This window comes from Streptomyces sp. NPDC050842 (assembly GCF_044456565.1).
Classification (GTDB): Bacteria; Actinomycetota; Actinomycetes; order Streptomycetales; family Streptomycetaceae; genus Streptomyces.
The window spans coordinates 501,332-518,086 of record NZ_JBITGA010000004.1 but is presented as its reverse complement, the minus strand read 5'-3'; the positions used below and the strand labels follow the sequence as shown (position 1 = coordinate 518,086).

Here is a 16,755-nt window from a genome sequence, read left to right as displayed (position 1 = left end):
GAGTTGCTCGGCCGGGGGTGTGCGGTCCCTCGGCCGTGTGGGAGGTCTCGACGCAGTCAGGGCAGAGAGCGTCGGGTACCTCGTTCCATCCTCCTGTGCGGGGAGGATGGAGGCTTGTAGCGCCATTGTGGACTAGACCATTCTTGTCTGTCCATCCACAGGAGCGCGGTCCTTCCCGGCCCATCCTCCAACACGGAGGCCAGGAGATCCAGGTTCACCGCCCCTGCAATTCCGCAGGTACCCTCGCAGCGTGCCCTCCATGAACGACCTCGTGCGCCAGCACACAGCCCTGAGCGACTCCGACCTCGAGTGGCTCCACCTGCTGGTGTCGGAGTGGCAGCTGCTCTCCGACCTCTCCTTCGCCGACCTCGTCCTGTGGGTTCCGACCCTCGACGGCACGCGATACGTCTCCGTCGCCCAGATGCGGCCCAACACGGGCCCCACCTCCTACCAGGACGACATGGTCGGCCACCTGGTGCCGCGCGGCCGCCGCCCCCTGCTCGACGCCGCCCTCGACGAGGGCCGGATCGTCCGCGAGGGCGACCCCGAGTGGCGCGAGGAGGTCCCGGTGCGGGTCGAGTCCATCCCCGTACGCCGCGAGGGCCGGGTCCTCGGCGTCATCGCCCGCAACACCAACCTGCTCACCGTCCGTACGCCCTCCCGGCTGGAGCTCACCTACCTCCAGTCGGCCTCGGACCTCGCCCAGATGATCGCGGCCGGAACGTTTCCCTTCCCGGGCGAGCAGGTCGACATGGACTCCTCGCCCCGGGCGGGCGACGGCCTGGTCCGCCTGGACGCGGAAGGCGTCGTCCAGTACGCCTCGCCCAACGCCCTCTCCGCCTACCACCGGCTCGGCCTCGCCGCCGACCTCGTCGGCCAGCACCTCGGCCAGATCACGGCCGAGTTCGCCCCCTCCCGCGGCCCCGTGGACGAGGCCCTGGTCAAGGTCGCCTCGGGCTACGCGCCGCGCGAGTTCGAGGTCGAGGGCAACGGCGGGGTGATCCAGCTGCGGGCGATCCCGCTCAGCCCCAAGGGCACCCGGATCGGTTCGCTCGTCCTGCTCCGAGACGTCACCGAACTCCGCCGCCGCGAGCGCGAGTTGATCACCAAGGACGCGACCATCCGGGAGATCCACCACCGGGTGAAGAACAACCTCCAGACCGTGGCGGCCCTGTTGCGTCTCCAGGCCCGCCGGATGGACTCCGACCGCGGCCGCGAGGCGCTCAACGAGGCCGTGCGGCGCGTCGGTTCGATCGCGATCGTCCACGAGACGCTGTCTCAGAACCTGGACGAACGCGTCGAGTTCGACGAGATCGCCGACCGCGTGATCGCCATGGTCGCCGAGATCTCCCCGGGCAAGGTCACCTGCCGGCGCAACGGCCGCTTCGGCATTCTCGACGCCGAGGTCGCGACCCCGCTCTCCATGGTCCTCACGGAGATCCTCCAGAACGCCCTGGAACACGCCTTCGCCCAGGGCGAGCAGGGCACCGTCGAGGTCACCGCCGTCCGCGGCGAGCCCCGCGTCGACGCCCGGCTCCTGATCACGGTCAAGGACGACGGCCGCGGTCTGCCCGAGGGCTTCGACCCGCAGCGGGCCGGCAACCTCGGACTCCAGATCGTACGGACGCTGGTGGAAGGGGAGTTGGGCGGAACGTTCGACATGGTCCCCGGCGCCGAGCGCGGCACGAAGGTGATCCTCGACATCCCCGTACTGGCGCAGAAGTAAGCAGAAGCAGGGCGAACACAGCAGCGAGCCCCGGACCGAGGAGATCGGTCCGGGGCTCGAATGCTGTGGGTTACTGCTGCGCGCTGCGACTCGAGGGCGGTGATTGCATACGCGATGTATGCGCCGCTGGCCTCAGGCTTTCGGCGGGGTGTCAGGCGGTGGCGTTACGCGCCCGGTTGCGAGCGGCACGGCGCTTCATCGCGCGGCGCTCGTCCTCGCTGAGGCCACCCCAGACGCCGGAGTCCTGGCCGGACTCGAGCGCCCACTGCAGGCACTGCTCCATGACGGGGCAGCGGCGGCAGACGGCCTTGGCTTCCTCGATCTGCAGCAGCGCAGGACCGGTGTTGCCGATGGGGAAGAACAGCTCGGGGTCTTCCTCACGACAAACGGCGTTGTGACGCCAGTCCATGGCTGCTACCTCTCTAGGGTGTTACAAGCTGGTTGCTTGTGAATGTGAACGCTTTCACGAATCCCCCCGCAAGGGAAGGGCCGACTGCCAGATGAACTGGTGTGGTCCAGGTGTTGAGGAGGGGTTCTGGCTCTCAGTGGAGGCCGGTGTTGCGGGCCGTCCCGATCGCCAAGAAGAGACTCGCAAACCTCGGCGGGGGATACAACCCCTTCCGGAAAGTTTTTTTTGATTCCTCGGTGTCGGCTAGGTCACAGCCGTACTTCTAAGGGGTGGATGCGCGCCTAAACGTTCGAGTGAAAGGACTTTGGGCCCTTCCACTCACACAATCACACGCAGTGCACGGCGTACGCCTGTGAACGTCACGCTCGTACGCAGTCCCAGGTGGTCACCGTCCATCTGGAGGGGGAGGGGGACCTTCGAATGCAAGGTGAAGTCGGTCAGGTCGTGCAGAGTCACGGCGTGCTTGCCGCGGGGACCCCGCTCCGGCGTGGAGGTGAGCAGCTGAGTGGCGTACCGGGCCACCGCCGGGGTGGAGAGACGGCTCAGTCCGAGCACGTCGAGAGCGGTCTCGAAGGACGCCTCCGGGGACGCGTACACCGGACGATTGCCCAGGTAGGTCCAGGGGGAGGTGTTGCAGATTATGGAGAGGACGAGGTCCTCGACCGGCTCGAAGCCGGGGCGCTCCAGGGTGATCGTGCCGTGCCGCCGGTGCGGCTCGTCCAGGAACTGACGGAACACCTGGCGCAGATAAAGGGCGTGCGTGGATCTCTTCCCGCGCTCCCTCTGCTGTTCGACCCGGCCGATGACGCTCGCGTCGAATCCGAGGCCGGCGCAGAAAGTGAACCAGCGCGAAGGGACCGCTTCGTCCTCGGTGCCCGGCGTGCCGGCCGCAAGCCCGAGGCTCACTGTGCGTGCTCGCCGTTCACGCAGGGCGTCGAGCAGGGCGCCCGTCGCCTCCACGGCGTCGTTCGGCAGTCCGAGCGCGCGGGCGAAGACATTGGTCGAACCGCCGGGGACGACCGCGAGACCCGGAAGCCGGTCCGGATCGGGCCCGCCGTGCAGCAGTCCGTTGACGACCTCGTTCACCGTGCCGTCGCCGCCGAGGGCCACGACCAGGTCGATGTTGCCCGAGTCGGCGGCGCGCCGTCCCAGGTCGCGCGCGTGGCCGCGGTACTCGGTGGTGACCGCCTCCAGCTTCATCTCGCTCGCCAGCGCGTGGATCAGCACGTCACGGGTGCGGGCACTGGTGGTGGTGGCTGCCGGATTGACCACGAGAAGTGCGCGCATGAGCGCCAGGGTACCTACCCGGCGGTACCTGGCCCAGCCCAGGCCACCCGTCGGACACCCCGCACGGCCCGGCCCACCCCGGCCTGCCCGGCCCGACGGGCGCCCCGGTTACCCTGCCCTGTATGAGCAGCAGTACGGAGCAGACCTCCCGCCCCACCCGCCTCGCCGCCGCGGCGGCCGTGGCCGGCATCGAGGCCCTCGGGCTCATCGCCGGCGGCGTGTACATGCTGGTGACATCCCTCACGGACGGCACCGGCGACCTCACCGGCGCCCTGACCGGCGCGGTGACGCTCGTCGCACTCGGCCTGATCCCGCTCGCCGCCGCCCGCGGCCTGTGGCTGCGCCGCTCCTGGAGCCGGGGCCCGGCCGTCATCACCCAGATCCTGGCCCTGCCGGTCGCCTGGCAGATGCTCCAGGCGAACAGCGCGATGATCCCGGCCGGCATCGCCCTCGGCGCCCTCGCCGTCACCGGGCTCGTCCTCCTGGTGAACCCGGCCACGACCGAGGCGCTCGGCATCCGGCGCCCCGGCCAGGACACTCCGTAGGGCCTCCGGCCCTACTCCTCCACCAAAAGTTTCTCCCGAAGCGACGCCAGGGTCCGAGCCAGCAGTCGAGAAACGTGCATCTGGGAGATGCCGACCTCCTGCGCGATCTGCGACTGGGTCATGTTCCCGAAGAACCGCAGCAGCAGGATCCGCTTCTCCCGGGGCGGCAGGTCCTCCAGGAGCGGCTTGAGCGACTCGCGGTACTCGACCCCCTCCAGGGCCTCGTCCTCCGCGCCCAGGGTGTCCGCCACGGCCGGCGACTCGTCGTCCGTGTCCGGGACGTCCAGGGAGAGCGTCGAGTAGGCGTTCGCCGACTCCAGCCCCTCCAGGACCTCCTCCTCCGAGATCCCGAGCCGCTCGGCCAGCTCATGCACCGTCGGGGAGCGGCCGTGCTGCTGGGAGAGCTCCGCCGTCGCCGTGGTCAGCGAGAGCCGCAGCTCCTGGAGGCGGCGCGGCACGCGGACCGCCCACCCCTTGTCACGGAAGTGGCGCTTGATCTCGCCGACGACCGTCGGGGTCGCGTACGTCGAGAACTCGACCCCGCGCTCCGGGTCGAACCGGTCCACCGACTTGATCAGGCCGATCGTCGCCACCTGCGTCAGGTCGTCCAGCGGCTCGCCGCGGTTGCGGAAGCGCCGGGCCAGGTGCTCCACCAGCGGCAGGTGCATCCGGACCAGCCGGTTGCGCAGCTCCGCCTTCTCCGGGGAACCCTCCGGCAGCCCGCGCAGCTCGACGAAGAGGGCGCGGGCGCCGCTCCGGTCGGTCGGGGCGGGGACGGTGGGGGGCTCCGGGACCTCGTCGCTCTGCTCCGCCTCGGCGGCCTTGGCCTCTTCGGCGCTCGGCATGCCCGAAGAGTCCCCGGCGACCTCGGAGACCCCGGCGACCTCAGAGGCCCCAGCGGCCTCGGGGACCCCGGCGACCTCGGAGGTCCCAGAGGGCCCGGAGGGCGTCGAGGCCTCCGGGAGGCCGGGTGTCTCGGGAACCTGGTGGTGCTGCTCGTGCTCGCTCATCTGGTCCGCCTGCTCCGTAGCGACCTCATGCGGCCGCGCCTGCTGCTCAGGGATGCCGGCCGTCGCGTCCCCGCTCCTCACGCCGGGCCTGGCCCCGCGCCGCGCTGTTTGTACAGGCTGATCGAGACCGTACGGTCGTCGGCCACCGACGACTCCACCTTCCCGGCCAGTGCCGACAGCACCGTCCAGGCGAAGGTGTCCCGCTCCGGCGCCCGGCCGTCGGTCGTCGGGGCGGAGACCGTCACGTCCAGCGAGTCGTCGACCAGCCGGAAGACGCAGCTGAGGACGGACCCGGGCACGGCCTGCTGGAGCAGGATCGCGCAGGCCTCGTCGACGGCGATCCGCAAGTCCTCGATCTCGTCGAGGGTGAAGTCCAAGCGCGCCGCGAGGCCGGCCGTGGCCGTACGCAGCACGGACAGATAGGCACCCGCAGCGGGCAGCCGGACTTCCACGAAGTCCTGGGTCCCGGGCTCGCCTGTGATCTGGGACACCCTCACCTCCAAGGTGGCACAAGCTCATTCGGGGTCCGGGGGGAGAGGCCCCGGACCGGGCGGTGCGCAGGGGGCTGCGCAGTCCGCCGTGACGCTATCGCGATCCGTCCCGCCGTGTCGCCGTGAGCCCCCCTGGCCCCCGATCGCGCTCGTCACCCATGGTAGGCCCATGGATGCGGACGGTGGGTAGAGGCCTGCGGGGGGCGAAAGCGAGCGACGGGCGGAGGGATGACGTACCCAACCGGGAAGCCGTCGAACCGTCGGAAGGGCCGCCGTACCGAGCGGTTCGACCGTCAGACGATCGAACCGTCCACGAAGCACCAGCGCCAGGCCTCGCCCGGCTCGAAGGTCCGCATCACCGGATGCCCGGTGGTGGAGAAGTGCCCCGTCGCGTGCCGCCCCGCCGACGAGTCGCAGCAGCCGACGTGCCCGCAGCTCAGGCAGATCCGCAGCTGGACCGGGTGCGTCCCGTCCGCCAGGCACTCCGGGCAGGTGTCGGCCAGCGGCGCCGGTTCGGGGCGCGGCATTTCGGCAACGTGCGGGCACTCGCTCATGATGGCCAGGTTACGTTGCGACACCGGACAGGGACGGGCACAAGCGCATGGACGCACTGCAGTTGGTGGCACTGGTGGCGGCGAGCGCCGCGATCGCGGGGCTCGCGCGCAGGACCCCGGTGCCGGCCCCGCTGCTCCTGGTCGCCGCCGGTCTCGCCGCCTCGTACGTACCGGGAGTGCCGGACTACACGCTCGACCCGCACATCGTGCTGCCGCTGATCCTGCCCCCGCTCCTCTACACGGCAGCTCTCGACTCCTCCTACCTGGACCTGCGGGCCAACATCCGGCCCGTCGCGCTGCTCTCCGTCGGCTACGTCCTCTTCGCCACCGTGGCCGTGGGCTGGCTCGCGTACGTCCTCGTCCCCGACCTGCCGCTGACCGCCGCGCTCGTCCTCGGCGCGGTGGTCGCCCCGCCGGACGCGGTCGCCGCAACCGCCATCGCCCGCAAGCTCGGTCTGCCCCACCGGATCACCACGATCCTCCAGGGCGAGTCCCTGGTGAACGACGCCACCGCCATCACCGCCTACAAGGTGGCCCTCGCGGCGGCGGTCGGCGAGGGAATCAGCTGGGCCGGCGGCATCGGCGAGTTCGCACTCGCCTCCCTCGGCGGGATCGGCGTCGGCCTGGTCCTCATGGTCCCCATCCACTGGCTCCGCCGCGGCCTCGGCGACTCCCTCCTGCAGAACACCCTCTCCCTCCTCATCCCCTTCGTCGCCTACGCCGCCGCCGAGGAGGTCCACGCCTCCGGCGTCCTCGCCGTCGTCGTGGTCGGCCTCTTCCTCGGCCATCGCGCCTGGCAGGTCGACTTCGCGACCCGGCTCCAGGAGGAGGCCGTCTGGAAGATGGTCGCCTTCGTCCTGGAGTCCGCCGTCTTCGCCCTGATCGGGCTCCAACTGCCGTACGTCGTCCAGGGCCTCGGCCAGTACGGCATCGGGGAGGCGGTCTGGTACGCGGTCGGGGTCTTCGTGGCCGTCGTCGTCGTCCGGTTCCTCTGGGTCTACCCGGCGACCTTCCTGCCCCGCCGGCTCTCCGCGCGCGTACGCGAACGCGAGCCGGGAGTGGACTGGAAGGCCCCGCTCGTCGTCGGCTGGGCCGGCATGCGCGGAGTGGTCTCCCTCGCCATCGCCTTCTCCATCCCCGTCGTCACGGACGGGGTGGAGTTCCCGGCCCGCAACCTCGTCCTCTTCCTCACCTTCACCACCGTCATCGGCACGCTGGTGGTGCAGGGCCTCACCCTGCCGCCGCTCATCCGGTTCCTGAAGCTCCCCGGACGCGACCGGTACGCCGAGACCCTCGCCGAGGCACAGGCCCAGAGCGAGGCCTCCCGGGCCGCCGAGGAACGCCTCGACGCCCTCCTCGCCGACGAGCACAACGCCCTCCCGAAGCCCCTGGCCGACCGGCTCCGCACGGTCCTGGAACGGCGCCGGAACTCCGTGTGGGAGCGGCTCGGGGCGGTCAACGAAGCCACCGGGGAGACGGCGGACGACACCTACCGGCGACTCTCCCGCGAGATGATCGAAGCCGAGCGCGAGGTCTTCGTGCGGCTGCGCGACGCGCGCCGGATCGACGACGAGATGATGCGCACGCTGCTCCGCCGCCTCGACCTGGAGGAGGCCGCCGCGTACCGCGAGGAGGCGGCCGACTAGGGCCCGTCCGGACGTGGCTCCGGGGCGCCCGTCACCACCGCCGCGAGCCGGGTGCCCGCCGGGAACGCGCCCTCCTCCGCGAGGGTGACGAGTCCGTACAGCATTTTGGCGACATACAGCCGCTCGATGGCGAGTCCGTGCCGCGCCTCGAAGTCCTGTGCGAACGCCTCGAGGACCGGGCCGGTACGGGCGTAACCGCCGCAGTGGAACCGCTCGTCGAGGGCCCAGTCGCCGCGCGGGCCGCCGAACGCCGCCTCCTGGAGGGCGCGGACCTCCGCGCCCAGGAAGCCGCCCTTGAGGACCGGAACCCCCAGGGCCCTCTGTCCGGGCGCGAGGCCGGCCGCGAGGCCCGCCAGGGTGCCGCCCGTGCCGCAGGCGACGGCGACCACGTCCGCCGCCCCGGCGAGTTCGCGGCCGAGCTCCACGCACCCCCGCACGGCGAGCGTGTTGCTGCCGCCTTCCGGGACCACGTACGTCTCCGCGGGGGCCCGCTCCAGGAGCGCGGCGAGCGTGGCGGGTTCGCTCTTCGCGTGGTACGTGGCCCGGTCGACGAACTCCAGCCGCATCCCGTCCGCCGCGCACCGCGCGAGGGACGGGTTGAGCGGGCGCCCGGCCAGCTCGTCGCCGCGGACGACGCCGATCGTGGGGAAGCCGAGGAGCCGCCCGGCGGCGGCCGTGGCACGCAGGTGGTTCGAGTAGGCGCCGCCGAAGGTGAGCACGGGCCGGCCGTCCGCCGCGCGCAGGTTGAGCGCGAGCTTGCGCCACTTGTTGCCCGGCAGGTCGGGGTGGATGAGGTCGTCGCGCTTGAGGAGCAGCGTGAGACCGCGCCGGGCGAAGCGCTCGTCCTCCACCGGCTCCAGGGGCGAGGGGAGCCGGGGCCGCAGGCGGGAGGGGTCGAAGGCGTTCACCCGGCCATTCTCCCGGCCGGTCCGGTCGGTCACCGCAGCCGGTCGGCGATCCGTTCGCGCATCGAGGCCATCGTGAACCCTCGCGGGTCCACCTTCCCCGGCTGCCACTCCCGGTGCCCGATGACCGAGCGCTGGTTCCAGCCGTGCACCCGGCACACGGCGGCCGCCGCCTTCGCGATGGCCTCCAGCTGGACCTTCGGCCACGGGTCCTCGCCGTCGCCGAGGTTCTCGCACTCGAAGCCGTAGAAGTACCGGTTGCCGTCCGTCGTGGCCTCGTCGTCCGGCGGCAGCCCCTGCTCGGCGACGACCGCCCTGAGGACCTCGTCGTCGCCGAGGCCCGCGTGGTTGGCGCGGCCGTAGCCGACGAGGTGGACCGTGCCGTCCTTGGCGATCACGCCGTGGCAGAGCGGCCCCGGAAGACCCTCGTAACCGTCCTTGCAGATCCGGACGGTGCTCGCGGTGCCCTTGGTCACGGTGTGGTGGATCATCACGCCGTGCACGGGGCCCCAGGGCCCCTTGTGGTTGCGGTTGTGGGTGGACCAGTCGCCGACCTGGACGACCGCGAGGCCCTCGTCGCGCAGCGCGTCCAGGAACCTGCTCGCGGACATGGGTGAGGCCATGACCGACTCCCTTCGGGGGAACGGGGTGAACTTCCGGAGTACCGGAGTCCGCCACTCCGCGGCCATCCGTTCGAGTGATGTGCGAGCTGATCCGGACACGGGGGTGCGGGCCCTGACGCGCCGCTGTTCGGAGGGGAAATCGCGTGACATGCCCCGAAGATCGTCGAACAGTCCCACTCGAATGTGTAATGGCGCCGACACGCTCCGTGCTGAAAGGCTTCTCTCGCAACTCACGTATACGAGAGGGAGTTCCATGTCCGTTGGTTCGGTTGGCGACGAGGTCCGTACGGACCAGGCACCGCAGCAGAGTCTCGGTACCGCCGCCGCGCGGAACCTCGCCACGACCACCAAGTCCGCGCCGCAGATGCAGGAGATCACCTCTCGGTGGCTCCTGCGGATGATGCCGTGGGTGCAGGTGCAGGGCGGTACGTACCGGGTGAACCGCAGGCTCAGCTACTCCGTGGGTGACGGCCGTGTCACCTTCGTCCAGACGGGGCAGCGTGTCGCGGTCATCCCCGCCGAGCTCGGCGAGCTCCCGGCCCTGCGCGGATACGAGGACGAGGACGCCCTGACCGAGCTCGCGTCCCGTTGCTCGCAGCGGGAGTACGCGGCGGGCGAGATCATCGCGACCGCGGGCGCCGCCACCGACCGCGTGTACCTCCTCGCGCACGGCCGGATCGAGCAGATCGGCGAGGGACCCTACGGGGACGAGGCCGTCCTCGGCGTCCTCGCCGACGGCGCCTACCTCGGCGAGTCCGCGCTGATCAGCGGCGACGCCGTCTGGGGCTGGACCGCCCGGGCCGCCACCGCCTGTACGGTCCTGGAGCTCACCCGCGACGACGTGCGGAACCTCGCGGACCGGGTCGACTCGCTCGCCGCGCACCTCGCGAGCGTCGCCGCCCTGCCCGACCAGCGCACCAACGGCTACGGCGAGGCCGCCATCGACCTCTCCGCCGGCCACGTCGGCGAGGCGGTCGTCCCGCACACGTACGTCGACTACGACGCCTCGCCCCGCGAGTACGAGCTGAGCGTCGCCCAGACCGTGCTGAAGGTCCACAGCCGCGTCGCCGACCTGTACAACCAGCCGATGAACCAGACCGAGCAGCAGTTGCGGCTGACGGTCGAGGCGCTCCGCGAGCGCCAGGAGCACGAGCTCATCAACAACAAGGAGTTCGGTCTCCTCTCCAACTGCGACTACGGGCAGCGGATCCAGCCCCACGACGGCGCCCCCAGCCCCGACGACATGGACGAGCTGCTCTCCCGCCGCCGGGGCTCCAAGCTCTTCCTCGCCCACCCGCGCGCCATCGCCGCCTTCGGCCGCGAGCTCAACAAGCGCGGCCTGGTGCCGGAGACGATCGACGTCAACGGCAACCGCATCCCGACCTGGCGCGGCGTGCCGATCTACCCGTGCAACAAGATCCCGGTCTCCGACGCCCGGACCACCTCGATCATCTGCATGCGTACGGGCGAGGCCGACCAGGGTGTGATCGGTCTGCACCAGACCGGCCTCCCCGACGAGATCGAGCCCAGCCTCTCGGTCCGCTTCATGGGCATCGACGAGCAGGCGATCATCTCCTACCTCGTCACGGCCTACTACTCGGCGGCCGTCCTCGTCCCGGACGCGCTCGGCGTCCTGGAGAACGTCGAGGTCAGCCGCTGGCGCTGAGCCGGTGACGCCCGGGGGCGGGGCCCGAACCCTCCCGCCCCCCGGCGTTCCCCAGCGCTCGCGCCGCGAAGGACATGAAGGAAGTGACCGTGACCATGACCAGCACGGATGCCGTCGCCGACGGTCAGGGGGCCGTGATGCTCCTGGACCAGACACGGACCGCCGTCAATCCCCAACTCCGCTCCACCGTCGAGTCCCTGCCGGGCTCCATACGGCGGGTCGCGATGTACCACTTCGGCTGGGAGCACGCCGACGGCACCCCGGCCGCCGGACAGGCGGGCAAGGCGATCAGGCCGGCCCTGGTCCTCGCGGCGACCCGCGCCCTCGGAGCCGAGTCGGCCCCGGCCGTGAAGGCCGCCGCGGCGGTCGAGCTCGCGCACAACTTCACCCTGCTCCACGACGACATCGTGGACGAGGACCCGACCCGGCGGCACCGGCCCACCGCCTGGACCGTCTTCGGCATCCCCGAGGCGCTGATCGCCGGTGACGCGATGAGCGCGCTCGCCCTGCGGCTGCTCGCCGAGGACCCGCATCCCGCGTCCGGGGCCGCCTCCGCACGTCTCGCCGCCTGCATCATCGAGCTCTGCGCGGGACAGGCCGCGGACTGCGCCTTCGAGCAGCGCGCGCCGCGCGACGTCTCGCTCGACGAGTGCCTGGCCATGGCCACCGCCAAGACCGGGGCCCTGCTCGGCGCTTCCTGTGCCATCGGCGCGCTCTACGCGGGCGCGGGCGAGGAGGAGGTCGCGGCGATGGACTCCTTCGGCCGCGAGGCCGGACTCGCGTTCCAGCTGATCGACGACCTCATCGGGATCTGGGGCGACCCGGACCGTACGGGCAAGCCGGCCGGCGCCGACCTCGTCGCCCACAAGAAGTCGCTGCCCGTGGTGGCGGCGCTCGCCTCGGGGACCCCGGCGGGCGACGAACTGGCCGAGCTCTACTCCCGTCCGGCCCTCGACGCGGCGGCGGTACGGGCCGCGGCGGACGCGGTCGAGCGGGCCGGCGGCCGGGACTGGGCGCAGGCCCAGGCGGCCGAGCGCATGGGCCGTGCCGTCGAGTACCTGGCGCAGGCGGTCCCGGACCTGGCGGCGGCGGGAGACATGCTCGCGCTCGCGGAGTTCGTCACCCGGCGTACGCGCTGAGGCGAAGAGGAGAGCGGGGTCGGAGAGCGGGCTCGGAGGGCGGGGTCCGCGAGCGGGGTCAGACCTCCGGGACGATCCGGTCGACCACGAGCTCGACCAGGTCGTCCAGGTCCCGTTCGGCATGGAGGCCGGGCACGGTGAAGTGGTCGAGGAGCAGCCCGGTGAGGGCGAAGTAGAGCACCCGGACCGTGTCAGCGTCCCCGGGCATCCCCGATTCGACGTGCAGCCGGATGTTCAGGGCGAGGTCGTCCCGGAGCACCTGGGTGAACCGGCTCTGGAGCTCGGGCCGGCGCGCGGCCTCCAGGCGCAGCTCGAAGAGGCCCAGGTAGCAGGTGCGCTCGGCGATCATGCGCCGGGCGAGCCAGCGCATCAGCTCGACGACGAGGGCGCGGCTGGGCTTCGCGAGCAGCGCGGTGTCGATGGCGCCGGGCTCGGGCGTCAGCCGGACGAAGATCCGGTCGGCGACCTCGGAGAGCAACCGGTCCCGGTCGCTGAAGTAGTTGGACGAGGTGCCCGTGGGGACCCCCGCCCGGGCGTCGACGGCCCGGAAGGTCAGCCCGCGGGCACCTTCGTCGGCCAGGGCCTCGATCGCTGCGTCGAGCAGCGCCGTACGGCGTTCCGGGTTCCTCGCCACGTGCGGCTCCCTCGTTTCGAGCATGGGGGCTTGCGTAACCACTACAGGTGAAGCACTATAGCCGTCGTGGTTGCGACTGCAGCCCACTTCCCCAGACGAAGAGGACCGGTTTGCGCAAGCTCACCTACTACATCGCCTGCACCATCGACGGCTTCATCGGTGACCCCGAGGGCGATGCCACGTCCATGTTCACGTTCCTGGACGCGCCGTACCTGCAGTTCATGGGCACCGAGTACCCGGAGACGATCCCGACGCAGGCTCGGGAGTCGCTCGGGATCGACGGCGACAACAAGCACTTCGACACCGTCATCCAGGGGCTGGGGTCGTACCGGCTCGCCCTGGACGTCGGCGTCACCAGCCCGTACAGCCACCTGCGCGAGTTCGTCGCCACCCGGTCGCTGGCCGAGTCGCCCGACCCCGGCGTCGAGCTGATCGCCGACGACCTCGTCGGACGCGTCCGCGAGCTCAAGGCCGAGGACGGCCCCCTGGGCATCTGGCTCTGCGGCGGCTCCACCATCGCGGGCGAGCTCATCGAGGAGATCGACGAGCTGGTCATCAAGACGTACCCGCAGGTCTACGGCTCCGGCATGCCGATGTTCGGCGCCGGCTTCGAGCCCCGCGACTTCGTGCTGGGCGAGGTGCGCACCTTCGACAACGGCGTGCTCGTCCGTACGTACTCCAGGAAGCGGTAGCGGCGGAGAGCGGGTCCGTGCGAGGCGTCCTACCCTGGAAGCATGCGTGACGAGGTGCCTCGCACGACGCGGGACCCGCTGGCCGAGAGCAGATGTCCGGCCTGCGGTCTACCGCGCGCCAAGCTGGCCACCCGGCACAAGGTCCTCGGGGCCTGGGTGCCGGAGTGGGAGGTGCAGCCCTGCCGCAACCCGGACTGCCCCCTCTACGAGGGTGCGGAGGCGGGCGCCGAAGACGCTTCGGACTCCGGCGCGGAAGCCACTAGCACGCAGGTGACCGGCAAGAACGGCGAGAACGGGAGAAGTCCGGCCACCGGGTGACCGGCCGCGCGCCGGAGCCGGTCATACCGCTACAGTCCGCGCATGTCATCGGAGTCGACAGAAGTCTGGACCGGCTGGTACCGGGACCGCAGCGGCGCGGAAGCGATCGTCATCACGGCCACCGGGCGGCACGTCGCCACCCGGATCAGGGGGGTCGAGTACACGGGCGCGACCTTCGCCGCGCTCAGCGCCGCCGAGAGCGGCGGGCAGGCCCTCGGCGGCTGTGTCCTGGAGTGGGACCTGCCGCTCCCCGTCGTCATGGACGGCGTGGCCCAGCAGGCCACTCTGAGCTGTCTGCTGACGCTCGGCGAGCGCTCGGACCTCAGCCTGACGCTCCACTACGGTGGTGCCGCCTTCGAATCGTGCGTCGCCGGGGGTGACTTCGACGGGGCGCTCGACCGGGTCCGGCGCCAGCTCCCGCCCGGCGCCGACTTCGGCCGCCGGCTCCTGCAGGCGGCCTGACACCCGGGTCCCGAACCCCACCCGAACGCCGGACGGCGGCGCCCCTCGCGGGCGCCGCCGTCCTCTTCGTACGCGTACGGATTCGTACGCGTTCGGATTCGTGCGTGTACGGATGCTTCTCGGGGTCAGGAAGCCTTGAACGCGGTGGCGAGCCCGTTCCGCCACAGCTGGTCGACGCGGGAGCGCTCCTGGCTGTTCGGCTGGGCGTTCTGGCAGGACGTGCCAGGGCCGCCGCCCGACATCAGCTCGCTGCACGGCCCGCTGTAGTGGTCCGGCAGACCGAGGACGTGCCCGGTCTCGTGGGCCGTCACCCGGGTGGAGTTGTACTGCTGGTTCTGCCGGTAGTCGAGGAAGATGTAGCCGCTGCCGTGGCCGTCGGTGCTGGCGTACGAGCCGCGGGAGTCGTTGCCCTCGTAGTACCGGAAGTCCGGGTTGCTGCCCTCGACGAGCCGGACGTTCACCACCGAGCTGTTCCATATCTGGGTGGAGCGGGCGATCTGGGTGCGGAAGCTCGGCGCGTTGCTCGCGCTGTAGACGACGGTGACGGCGGCCGCGTCCGGGTTGGCGGCCCGCTTCTTCGCCACCGACTTCACGACGGCCTCGAAGAACGCCTTGTTGGCCTTGGCCTCCTCGGCCGAACCGGCGTACGCCACGGCGGCGGGAGCGGCCGCCGGAGCCGTACCGACAGCCGCCGCCGGAGCCGTGCCGAGCGAGGCGGCGAGACCGAGACCGAGGGCGGCGGTCAGTACGGAGTTGAGGACCTTGGGGTGACGCATGGGGGGCTCCTCCTGTAGGGGGTCGGAGCGAGTCTCGGGGAAGCCGGGGCGCGTGGGGATGATGTCAACTGGCGATAGCCCGCCCACATCACCCTGCTCGGTCCGTCCAACTGCCTTGCAAAGCAAGGTATTTGACGTGCTCCGGCTGTCTGGTGCGACGCAGGTCGCCGCCCTACCCTCGGGGCATGGAGCTGGAGGTGAGGCATCTGCGCGCGCTCTGCGCCATCGCGGACGCGGGCAGCCTGCACAAGGCGGCGCGGCAACTGGGCATGAGCCAGCCCTCGTTGACCACCCAGCTGCGCCGGATCGAGAACTCCCTGGGCGCCGAGCTCTTCTCCCGCGGCCGCACCGGCTGCCTGCCCACCCCGCTCGGCCGCTCCGTGCTCAGCCGGGCCCGCCCCCTGGTCGCGGACATGGCCGCGCTGGTCACCGAGACCCGGGCCGCGGTCGCCCGCACCGAGGGCCCCGGACTCCGCGTCGGCTCCACCGCCAGCCGGGCGCTCCCCGGCTGGCTGCGCCGGCTCCGCCAGCGCCTGCCCGGCACGGACGTCGGACTCCGCGTGGACGTCTCCGCCAACGCGCTGCTGAGCACGGTCGCCGCGGGCCAGCTCGACGTGGCCTTCGTCCACGAGGTCGAGGGCTGCCCCCTACGGGTCCCCGAGGGGCTTCAGCGGCGGGTCCTGGTCGCCCGCGAACCGCAGTTCGTCTCCATGGCCCGCGACCATCCCGCCGCCGCGAGCCCCGTCGTCGACCTCGCCGACCTCGCCCGCGACCACTGGATGGTCGATCCGACCGTGGACGGCGAATGGGACGGCCTCCGGCGGGTCCTCGCCGCCGCCGGCATCGAACCGCCGCTGCTCCACGGCGACTACCACACGGCCGCGTCCCTCATCGTCCTCGGCGAGGCCGTCGCCCCCTGCCAGCCGACCTCGGTCCCCCGCGAGGACATGGCGATCCGGCCGCTGCGCGGCGACCCGCTGGCGGTCCGGCTGCTGCTGTACGCGCGCCCGGGGACGGCCCTGGACACGCTGTACGCGGAACTGGCCGCCGCCTATCGCGAAGCGGCCCTGCGCGCCGCCCCGTACCGCGAATGGCTGCGGCGCCAGGGCGCGGCCGCCGGAGCGTCGGTGGGGCCGTGCATGATGGCCGTATGAGCGATCGTGACGGTAGGGGCGGAAGGGCCGTGGTGCGCCGCGCCCGCGCGGAGGACCTGGGGCGGGTCGTCGAACTCGTCGCCGAACACGCCGAGTACGAGAAGGACGCGCCCCCGGCCCCGGGCCTCGAGACCCGCCTCGCGGGCCTCCTCTTCGGCGGGCCCGGCGGCGAGTCGCACGGACCGGCGGGGCCCGGCGGCGAAGTGCCCCGCCTCCGCTGCCTGGTCGCCGAACTCCCGGACGGGACCCTCGCGGGCTACGCCACCTGTGCGCCCGGACTCTCCACCTGGGACGGCGTCGCGTACCTCCACATGGACTGCCTCTACCTCACGTCCACGGCCCGGGGCCACGGGCTGGGCCCGCTCCTGGTCGACGCCGTCCGCGCGGAGGCACGCGCCCTGGGCCTGACGGAGATCCAGTGGCAGACCCCCGCCTGGAACGAGGGGGCGATCCGCTTCTACGACCGCCTGGGCGCGACGTCCAAGGAGAAGCGCCGCTACACCCTTCCGGTGGACCCGGCCTAGGACGCTCAGCGGGTGTCGGCCGGGCGGGCGTCGACCAGACCCCGCTCCGGATCGGCCCGGAGGCCAGCCTGCCAGACCACGGGCCCGCACCGCTCGCCGTTGGGCGCGGCTGTCCGCAGTGTGACCTCGGCGGTGCGGTCGTAGACGTGCCGGCCCGTCGGCCGGGTCGGTTGCCCGGAAGCGCACGGCCACCC

19 protein-coding genes are annotated in these 16,755 nt (G+C 71.8%); 10 read left to right on the top strand and 9 right to left on the bottom strand.

What is annotated here, in order from left to right; genetic code table 11:
- Nucleotides 1–259 precede the first annotated feature (259 nt).
- Entirely contained in the window at nucleotides 260–1,726 is a 1,467-nt protein-coding gene (locus ACIBG6_RS15430; RefSeq protein WP_399223084.1) for a sensor histidine kinase, read from the top strand.
- Nucleotides 1,727–1,877: 151 nt separating this feature from the next.
- Here ACIBG6_RS15430 and ACIBG6_RS15425 read toward each other — a convergent pair whose 3' ends face one another.
- Both ACIBG6_RS15425 and ACIBG6_RS15420 read right to left on the bottom strand, forming a co-directional pair.
- Nucleotides 1,878–2,135, bottom strand: coding sequence for a WhiB family transcriptional regulator (locus ACIBG6_RS15425; RefSeq protein ID WP_004937597.1), 258 nt, complete (start codon nucleotides 2,133–2,135; stop codon nucleotides 1,878–1,880).
- 318 nt (nucleotides 2,136–2,453) lie between these two features.
- The gene (locus ACIBG6_RS15420; RefSeq protein WP_329621238.1) at nucleotides 2,454–3,422 is read right to left on the bottom strand and encodes a diacylglycerol kinase family protein; all 969 of its coding nucleotides are present in this window, start codon (nucleotides 3,420–3,422) and stop codon (nucleotides 2,454–2,456) included.
- Nucleotides 3,423–3,544: 122 nt separating this feature from the next.
- On the opposite strand from ACIBG6_RS15420, the gene ACIBG6_RS15415 reads away from it, so the two are divergent.
- The gene (locus tag ACIBG6_RS15415) at nucleotides 3,545–3,967 is read left to right on the top strand and encodes a hypothetical protein (protein ID WP_399223083.1); all 423 of its coding nucleotides are present in this window, start codon (nucleotides 3,545–3,547) and stop codon (nucleotides 3,965–3,967) included.
- A gap of 11 nt (nucleotides 3,968–3,978) precedes the next feature.
- Here ACIBG6_RS15415 and ACIBG6_RS15410 read toward each other — a convergent pair whose 3' ends face one another.
- The 3 genes from ACIBG6_RS15410 to ACIBG6_RS15400 all read right to left on the bottom strand — a co-directional run bounded on the left by ACIBG6_RS15410 (nucleotide 3,979) and on the right by ACIBG6_RS15400 (nucleotide 6,022).
- A complete protein-coding gene (locus ACIBG6_RS15410) occupies nucleotides 3,979–5,058 on the bottom strand; it encodes an RNA polymerase sigma factor SigF (RefSeq protein ID WP_399223082.1) in 1,080 nt (359 codons plus the stop codon).
- Nucleotides 5,055–5,468, bottom strand: a complete 414-nt coding sequence (locus ACIBG6_RS15405; RefSeq protein WP_024761155.1) for an anti-sigma regulatory factor — start codon at nucleotides 5,466–5,468, stop codon at nucleotides 5,055–5,057. The genes ACIBG6_RS15410 and ACIBG6_RS15405 overlap by 4 nt, the downstream gene beginning before the upstream one ends.
- A gap of 293 nt (nucleotides 5,469–5,761) precedes the next feature.
- Nucleotides 5,762–6,022, bottom strand: a complete 261-nt coding sequence (locus tag ACIBG6_RS15400; protein WP_399223081.1) for a UBP-type zinc finger domain-containing protein — start codon at nucleotides 6,020–6,022, stop codon at nucleotides 5,762–5,764.
- 47 nt (nucleotides 6,023–6,069) lie between these two features.
- Between ACIBG6_RS15400 and ACIBG6_RS15395 the strand changes: the two genes are divergently transcribed.
- Nucleotides 6,070–7,668, top strand: a complete 1,599-nt coding sequence (locus ACIBG6_RS15395) for a Na+/H+ antiporter (protein ID WP_399223080.1) — start codon at nucleotides 6,070–6,072, stop codon at nucleotides 7,666–7,668.
- Here ACIBG6_RS15395 and ACIBG6_RS15390 read toward each other — a convergent pair.
- On the bottom strand, nucleotides 7,665–8,576 hold the full coding sequence (locus tag ACIBG6_RS15390; protein ID WP_399223079.1) for a 1-aminocyclopropane-1-carboxylate deaminase/D-cysteine desulfhydrase: 912 nt from the start codon (nucleotides 8,574–8,576) through the stop codon (nucleotides 7,665–7,667). The two genes, ACIBG6_RS15395 and ACIBG6_RS15390, sit on opposite strands and share 4 nt — an antisense overlap.
- Before the next feature lie 29 nt (nucleotides 8,577–8,605).
- Complete coding sequence (locus ACIBG6_RS15385) at nucleotides 8,606–9,196, bottom strand: N-acetylmuramoyl-L-alanine amidase (RefSeq protein ID WP_399223078.1); 591 nt, start codon at nucleotides 9,194–9,196, stop codon at nucleotides 8,606–8,608.
- 253 nt (nucleotides 9,197–9,449) lie between these two features.
- On the opposite strand from ACIBG6_RS15385, the gene ACIBG6_RS15380 reads away from it, so the two are divergent.
- Both ACIBG6_RS15380 and ACIBG6_RS15375 read left to right on the top strand, forming a co-directional pair.
- Entirely contained in the window at nucleotides 9,450–10,862 is a 1,413-nt protein-coding gene (locus ACIBG6_RS15380; RefSeq protein ID WP_399223077.1) for a family 2B encapsulin nanocompartment shell protein, read from the top strand.
- 95 nt (nucleotides 10,863–10,957) lie between these two features.
- Complete coding sequence (locus ACIBG6_RS15375) at nucleotides 10,958–12,001, top strand: family 2 encapsulin nanocompartment cargo protein polyprenyl transferase (RefSeq protein ID WP_399223076.1); 1,044 nt, start codon at nucleotides 10,958–10,960, stop codon at nucleotides 11,999–12,001.
- A 58-nt stretch (nucleotides 12,002–12,059) separates the two neighbouring features.
- Here the strand turns inward: ACIBG6_RS15375 and ACIBG6_RS15370 are convergent, their stop codons facing one another.
- A complete protein-coding gene (locus ACIBG6_RS15370) occupies nucleotides 12,060–12,635 on the bottom strand; it encodes a TetR/AcrR family transcriptional regulator (RefSeq protein WP_399223366.1) in 576 nt (191 codons plus the stop codon).
- Nucleotides 12,636–12,745: 110 nt separating this feature from the next.
- Here ACIBG6_RS15370 and ACIBG6_RS15365 point away from each other — a divergent pair, with 110 nt between their 5' ends.
- From ACIBG6_RS15365 to ACIBG6_RS15355, 3 genes are read left to right on the top strand one after another with little or no spacing between them, the layout of a single operon-like run.
- Entirely contained in the window at nucleotides 12,746–13,327 is a 582-nt protein-coding gene (locus ACIBG6_RS15365) for a dihydrofolate reductase family protein (RefSeq protein ID WP_399223075.1), read from the top strand.
- Nucleotides 13,328–13,369: 42 nt separating this feature from the next.
- The gene (locus ACIBG6_RS15360; RefSeq protein ID WP_399223074.1) at nucleotides 13,370–13,645 is read left to right on the top strand and encodes a hypothetical protein; all 276 of its coding nucleotides are present in this window, start codon (nucleotides 13,370–13,372) and stop codon (nucleotides 13,643–13,645) included.
- A 42-nt stretch (nucleotides 13,646–13,687) separates the two neighbouring features.
- Entirely contained in the window at nucleotides 13,688–14,107 is a 420-nt protein-coding gene (locus ACIBG6_RS15355; protein ID WP_317599024.1) for a DUF6304 family protein, read from the top strand.
- Between the two features lie 125 nt (nucleotides 14,108–14,232).
- On the opposite strand, the gene snpA is transcribed toward ACIBG6_RS15355, so the two are convergent.
- Complete coding sequence (gene snpA, locus ACIBG6_RS15350) at nucleotides 14,233–14,883, bottom strand: snapalysin (RefSeq protein ID WP_399223073.1); 651 nt, start codon at nucleotides 14,881–14,883, stop codon at nucleotides 14,233–14,235.
- A 185-nt stretch (nucleotides 14,884–15,068) separates the two neighbouring features.
- Between snpA and ACIBG6_RS15345 the strand changes: the two genes are divergently transcribed.
- Nucleotides 15,069–16,037, top strand: coding sequence for a LysR family transcriptional regulator (locus ACIBG6_RS15345; protein WP_399223072.1), 969 nt, complete (start codon nucleotides 15,069–15,071; stop codon nucleotides 16,035–16,037).
- On the top strand, nucleotides 16,034–16,561 hold the full coding sequence (locus tag ACIBG6_RS15340) for a GNAT family N-acetyltransferase (protein ID WP_399223071.1): 528 nt from the start codon (nucleotides 16,034–16,036) through the stop codon (nucleotides 16,559–16,561). Before ACIBG6_RS15345 ends, ACIBG6_RS15340 begins: the two co-directional genes overlap by 4 nt.
- Nucleotides 16,562–16,755 lie beyond the last annotated feature (194 nt).

Bases quoted from the DNA above. Each gene is read 5' to 3' on its own strand.
- ACIBG6_RS15430 (WP_399223084.1), top strand. From the start codon at position 260: ATGAACGACCTCGTGCGCCAGCACACAGCCCTGAGCGACTCCGACCTC.
- ACIBG6_RS15425 (WP_004937597.1), bottom strand. From the start codon at position 2,135: ATGGACTGGCGTCACAACGCCGTTTGTCGTGAGGAAGACCCCGAGCTG.
- ACIBG6_RS15420 (WP_329621238.1), bottom strand. From the start codon at position 3,422: ATGCGCGCACTTCTCGTGGTCAATCCGGCAGCCACCACCACCAGTGCC.
- ACIBG6_RS15415 (WP_399223083.1), top strand. From the start codon at position 3,545: ATGAGCAGCAGTACGGAGCAGACCTCCCGCCCCACCCGCCTCGCCGCC.
- ACIBG6_RS15400 (WP_399223081.1), bottom strand. From the start codon at position 6,022: ATGAGCGAGTGCCCGCACGTTGCCGAAATGCCGCGCCCCGAACCGGCG.
- ACIBG6_RS15395 (WP_399223080.1), top strand. From the start codon at position 6,070: ATGGACGCACTGCAGTTGGTGGCACTGGTGGCGGCGAGCGCCGCGATC.
- ACIBG6_RS15385 (WP_399223078.1), bottom strand. From the start codon at position 9,196: ATGGCCTCACCCATGTCCGCGAGCAGGTTCCTGGACGCGCTGCGCGAC.
- ACIBG6_RS15380 (WP_399223077.1), top strand. From the start codon at position 9,450: ATGTCCGTTGGTTCGGTTGGCGACGAGGTCCGTACGGACCAGGCACCG.
- ACIBG6_RS15375 (WP_399223076.1), top strand. From the start codon at position 10,958: ATGACCAGCACGGATGCCGTCGCCGACGGTCAGGGGGCCGTGATGCTC.
- ACIBG6_RS15360 (WP_399223074.1), top strand. From the start codon at position 13,370: ATGCGTGACGAGGTGCCTCGCACGACGCGGGACCCGCTGGCCGAGAGC.
- ACIBG6_RS15355 (WP_317599024.1), top strand. From the start codon at position 13,688: ATGTCATCGGAGTCGACAGAAGTCTGGACCGGCTGGTACCGGGACCGC.
- snpA (WP_399223073.1), bottom strand. From the start codon at position 14,883: ATGCGTCACCCCAAGGTCCTCAACTCCGTACTGACCGCCGCCCTCGGT.
- ACIBG6_RS15345 (WP_399223072.1), top strand. From the start codon at position 15,069: ATGGAGCTGGAGGTGAGGCATCTGCGCGCGCTCTGCGCCATCGCGGAC.
- ACIBG6_RS15340 (WP_399223071.1), top strand. From the start codon at position 16,034: ATGAGCGATCGTGACGGTAGGGGCGGAAGGGCCGTGGTGCGCCGCGCC.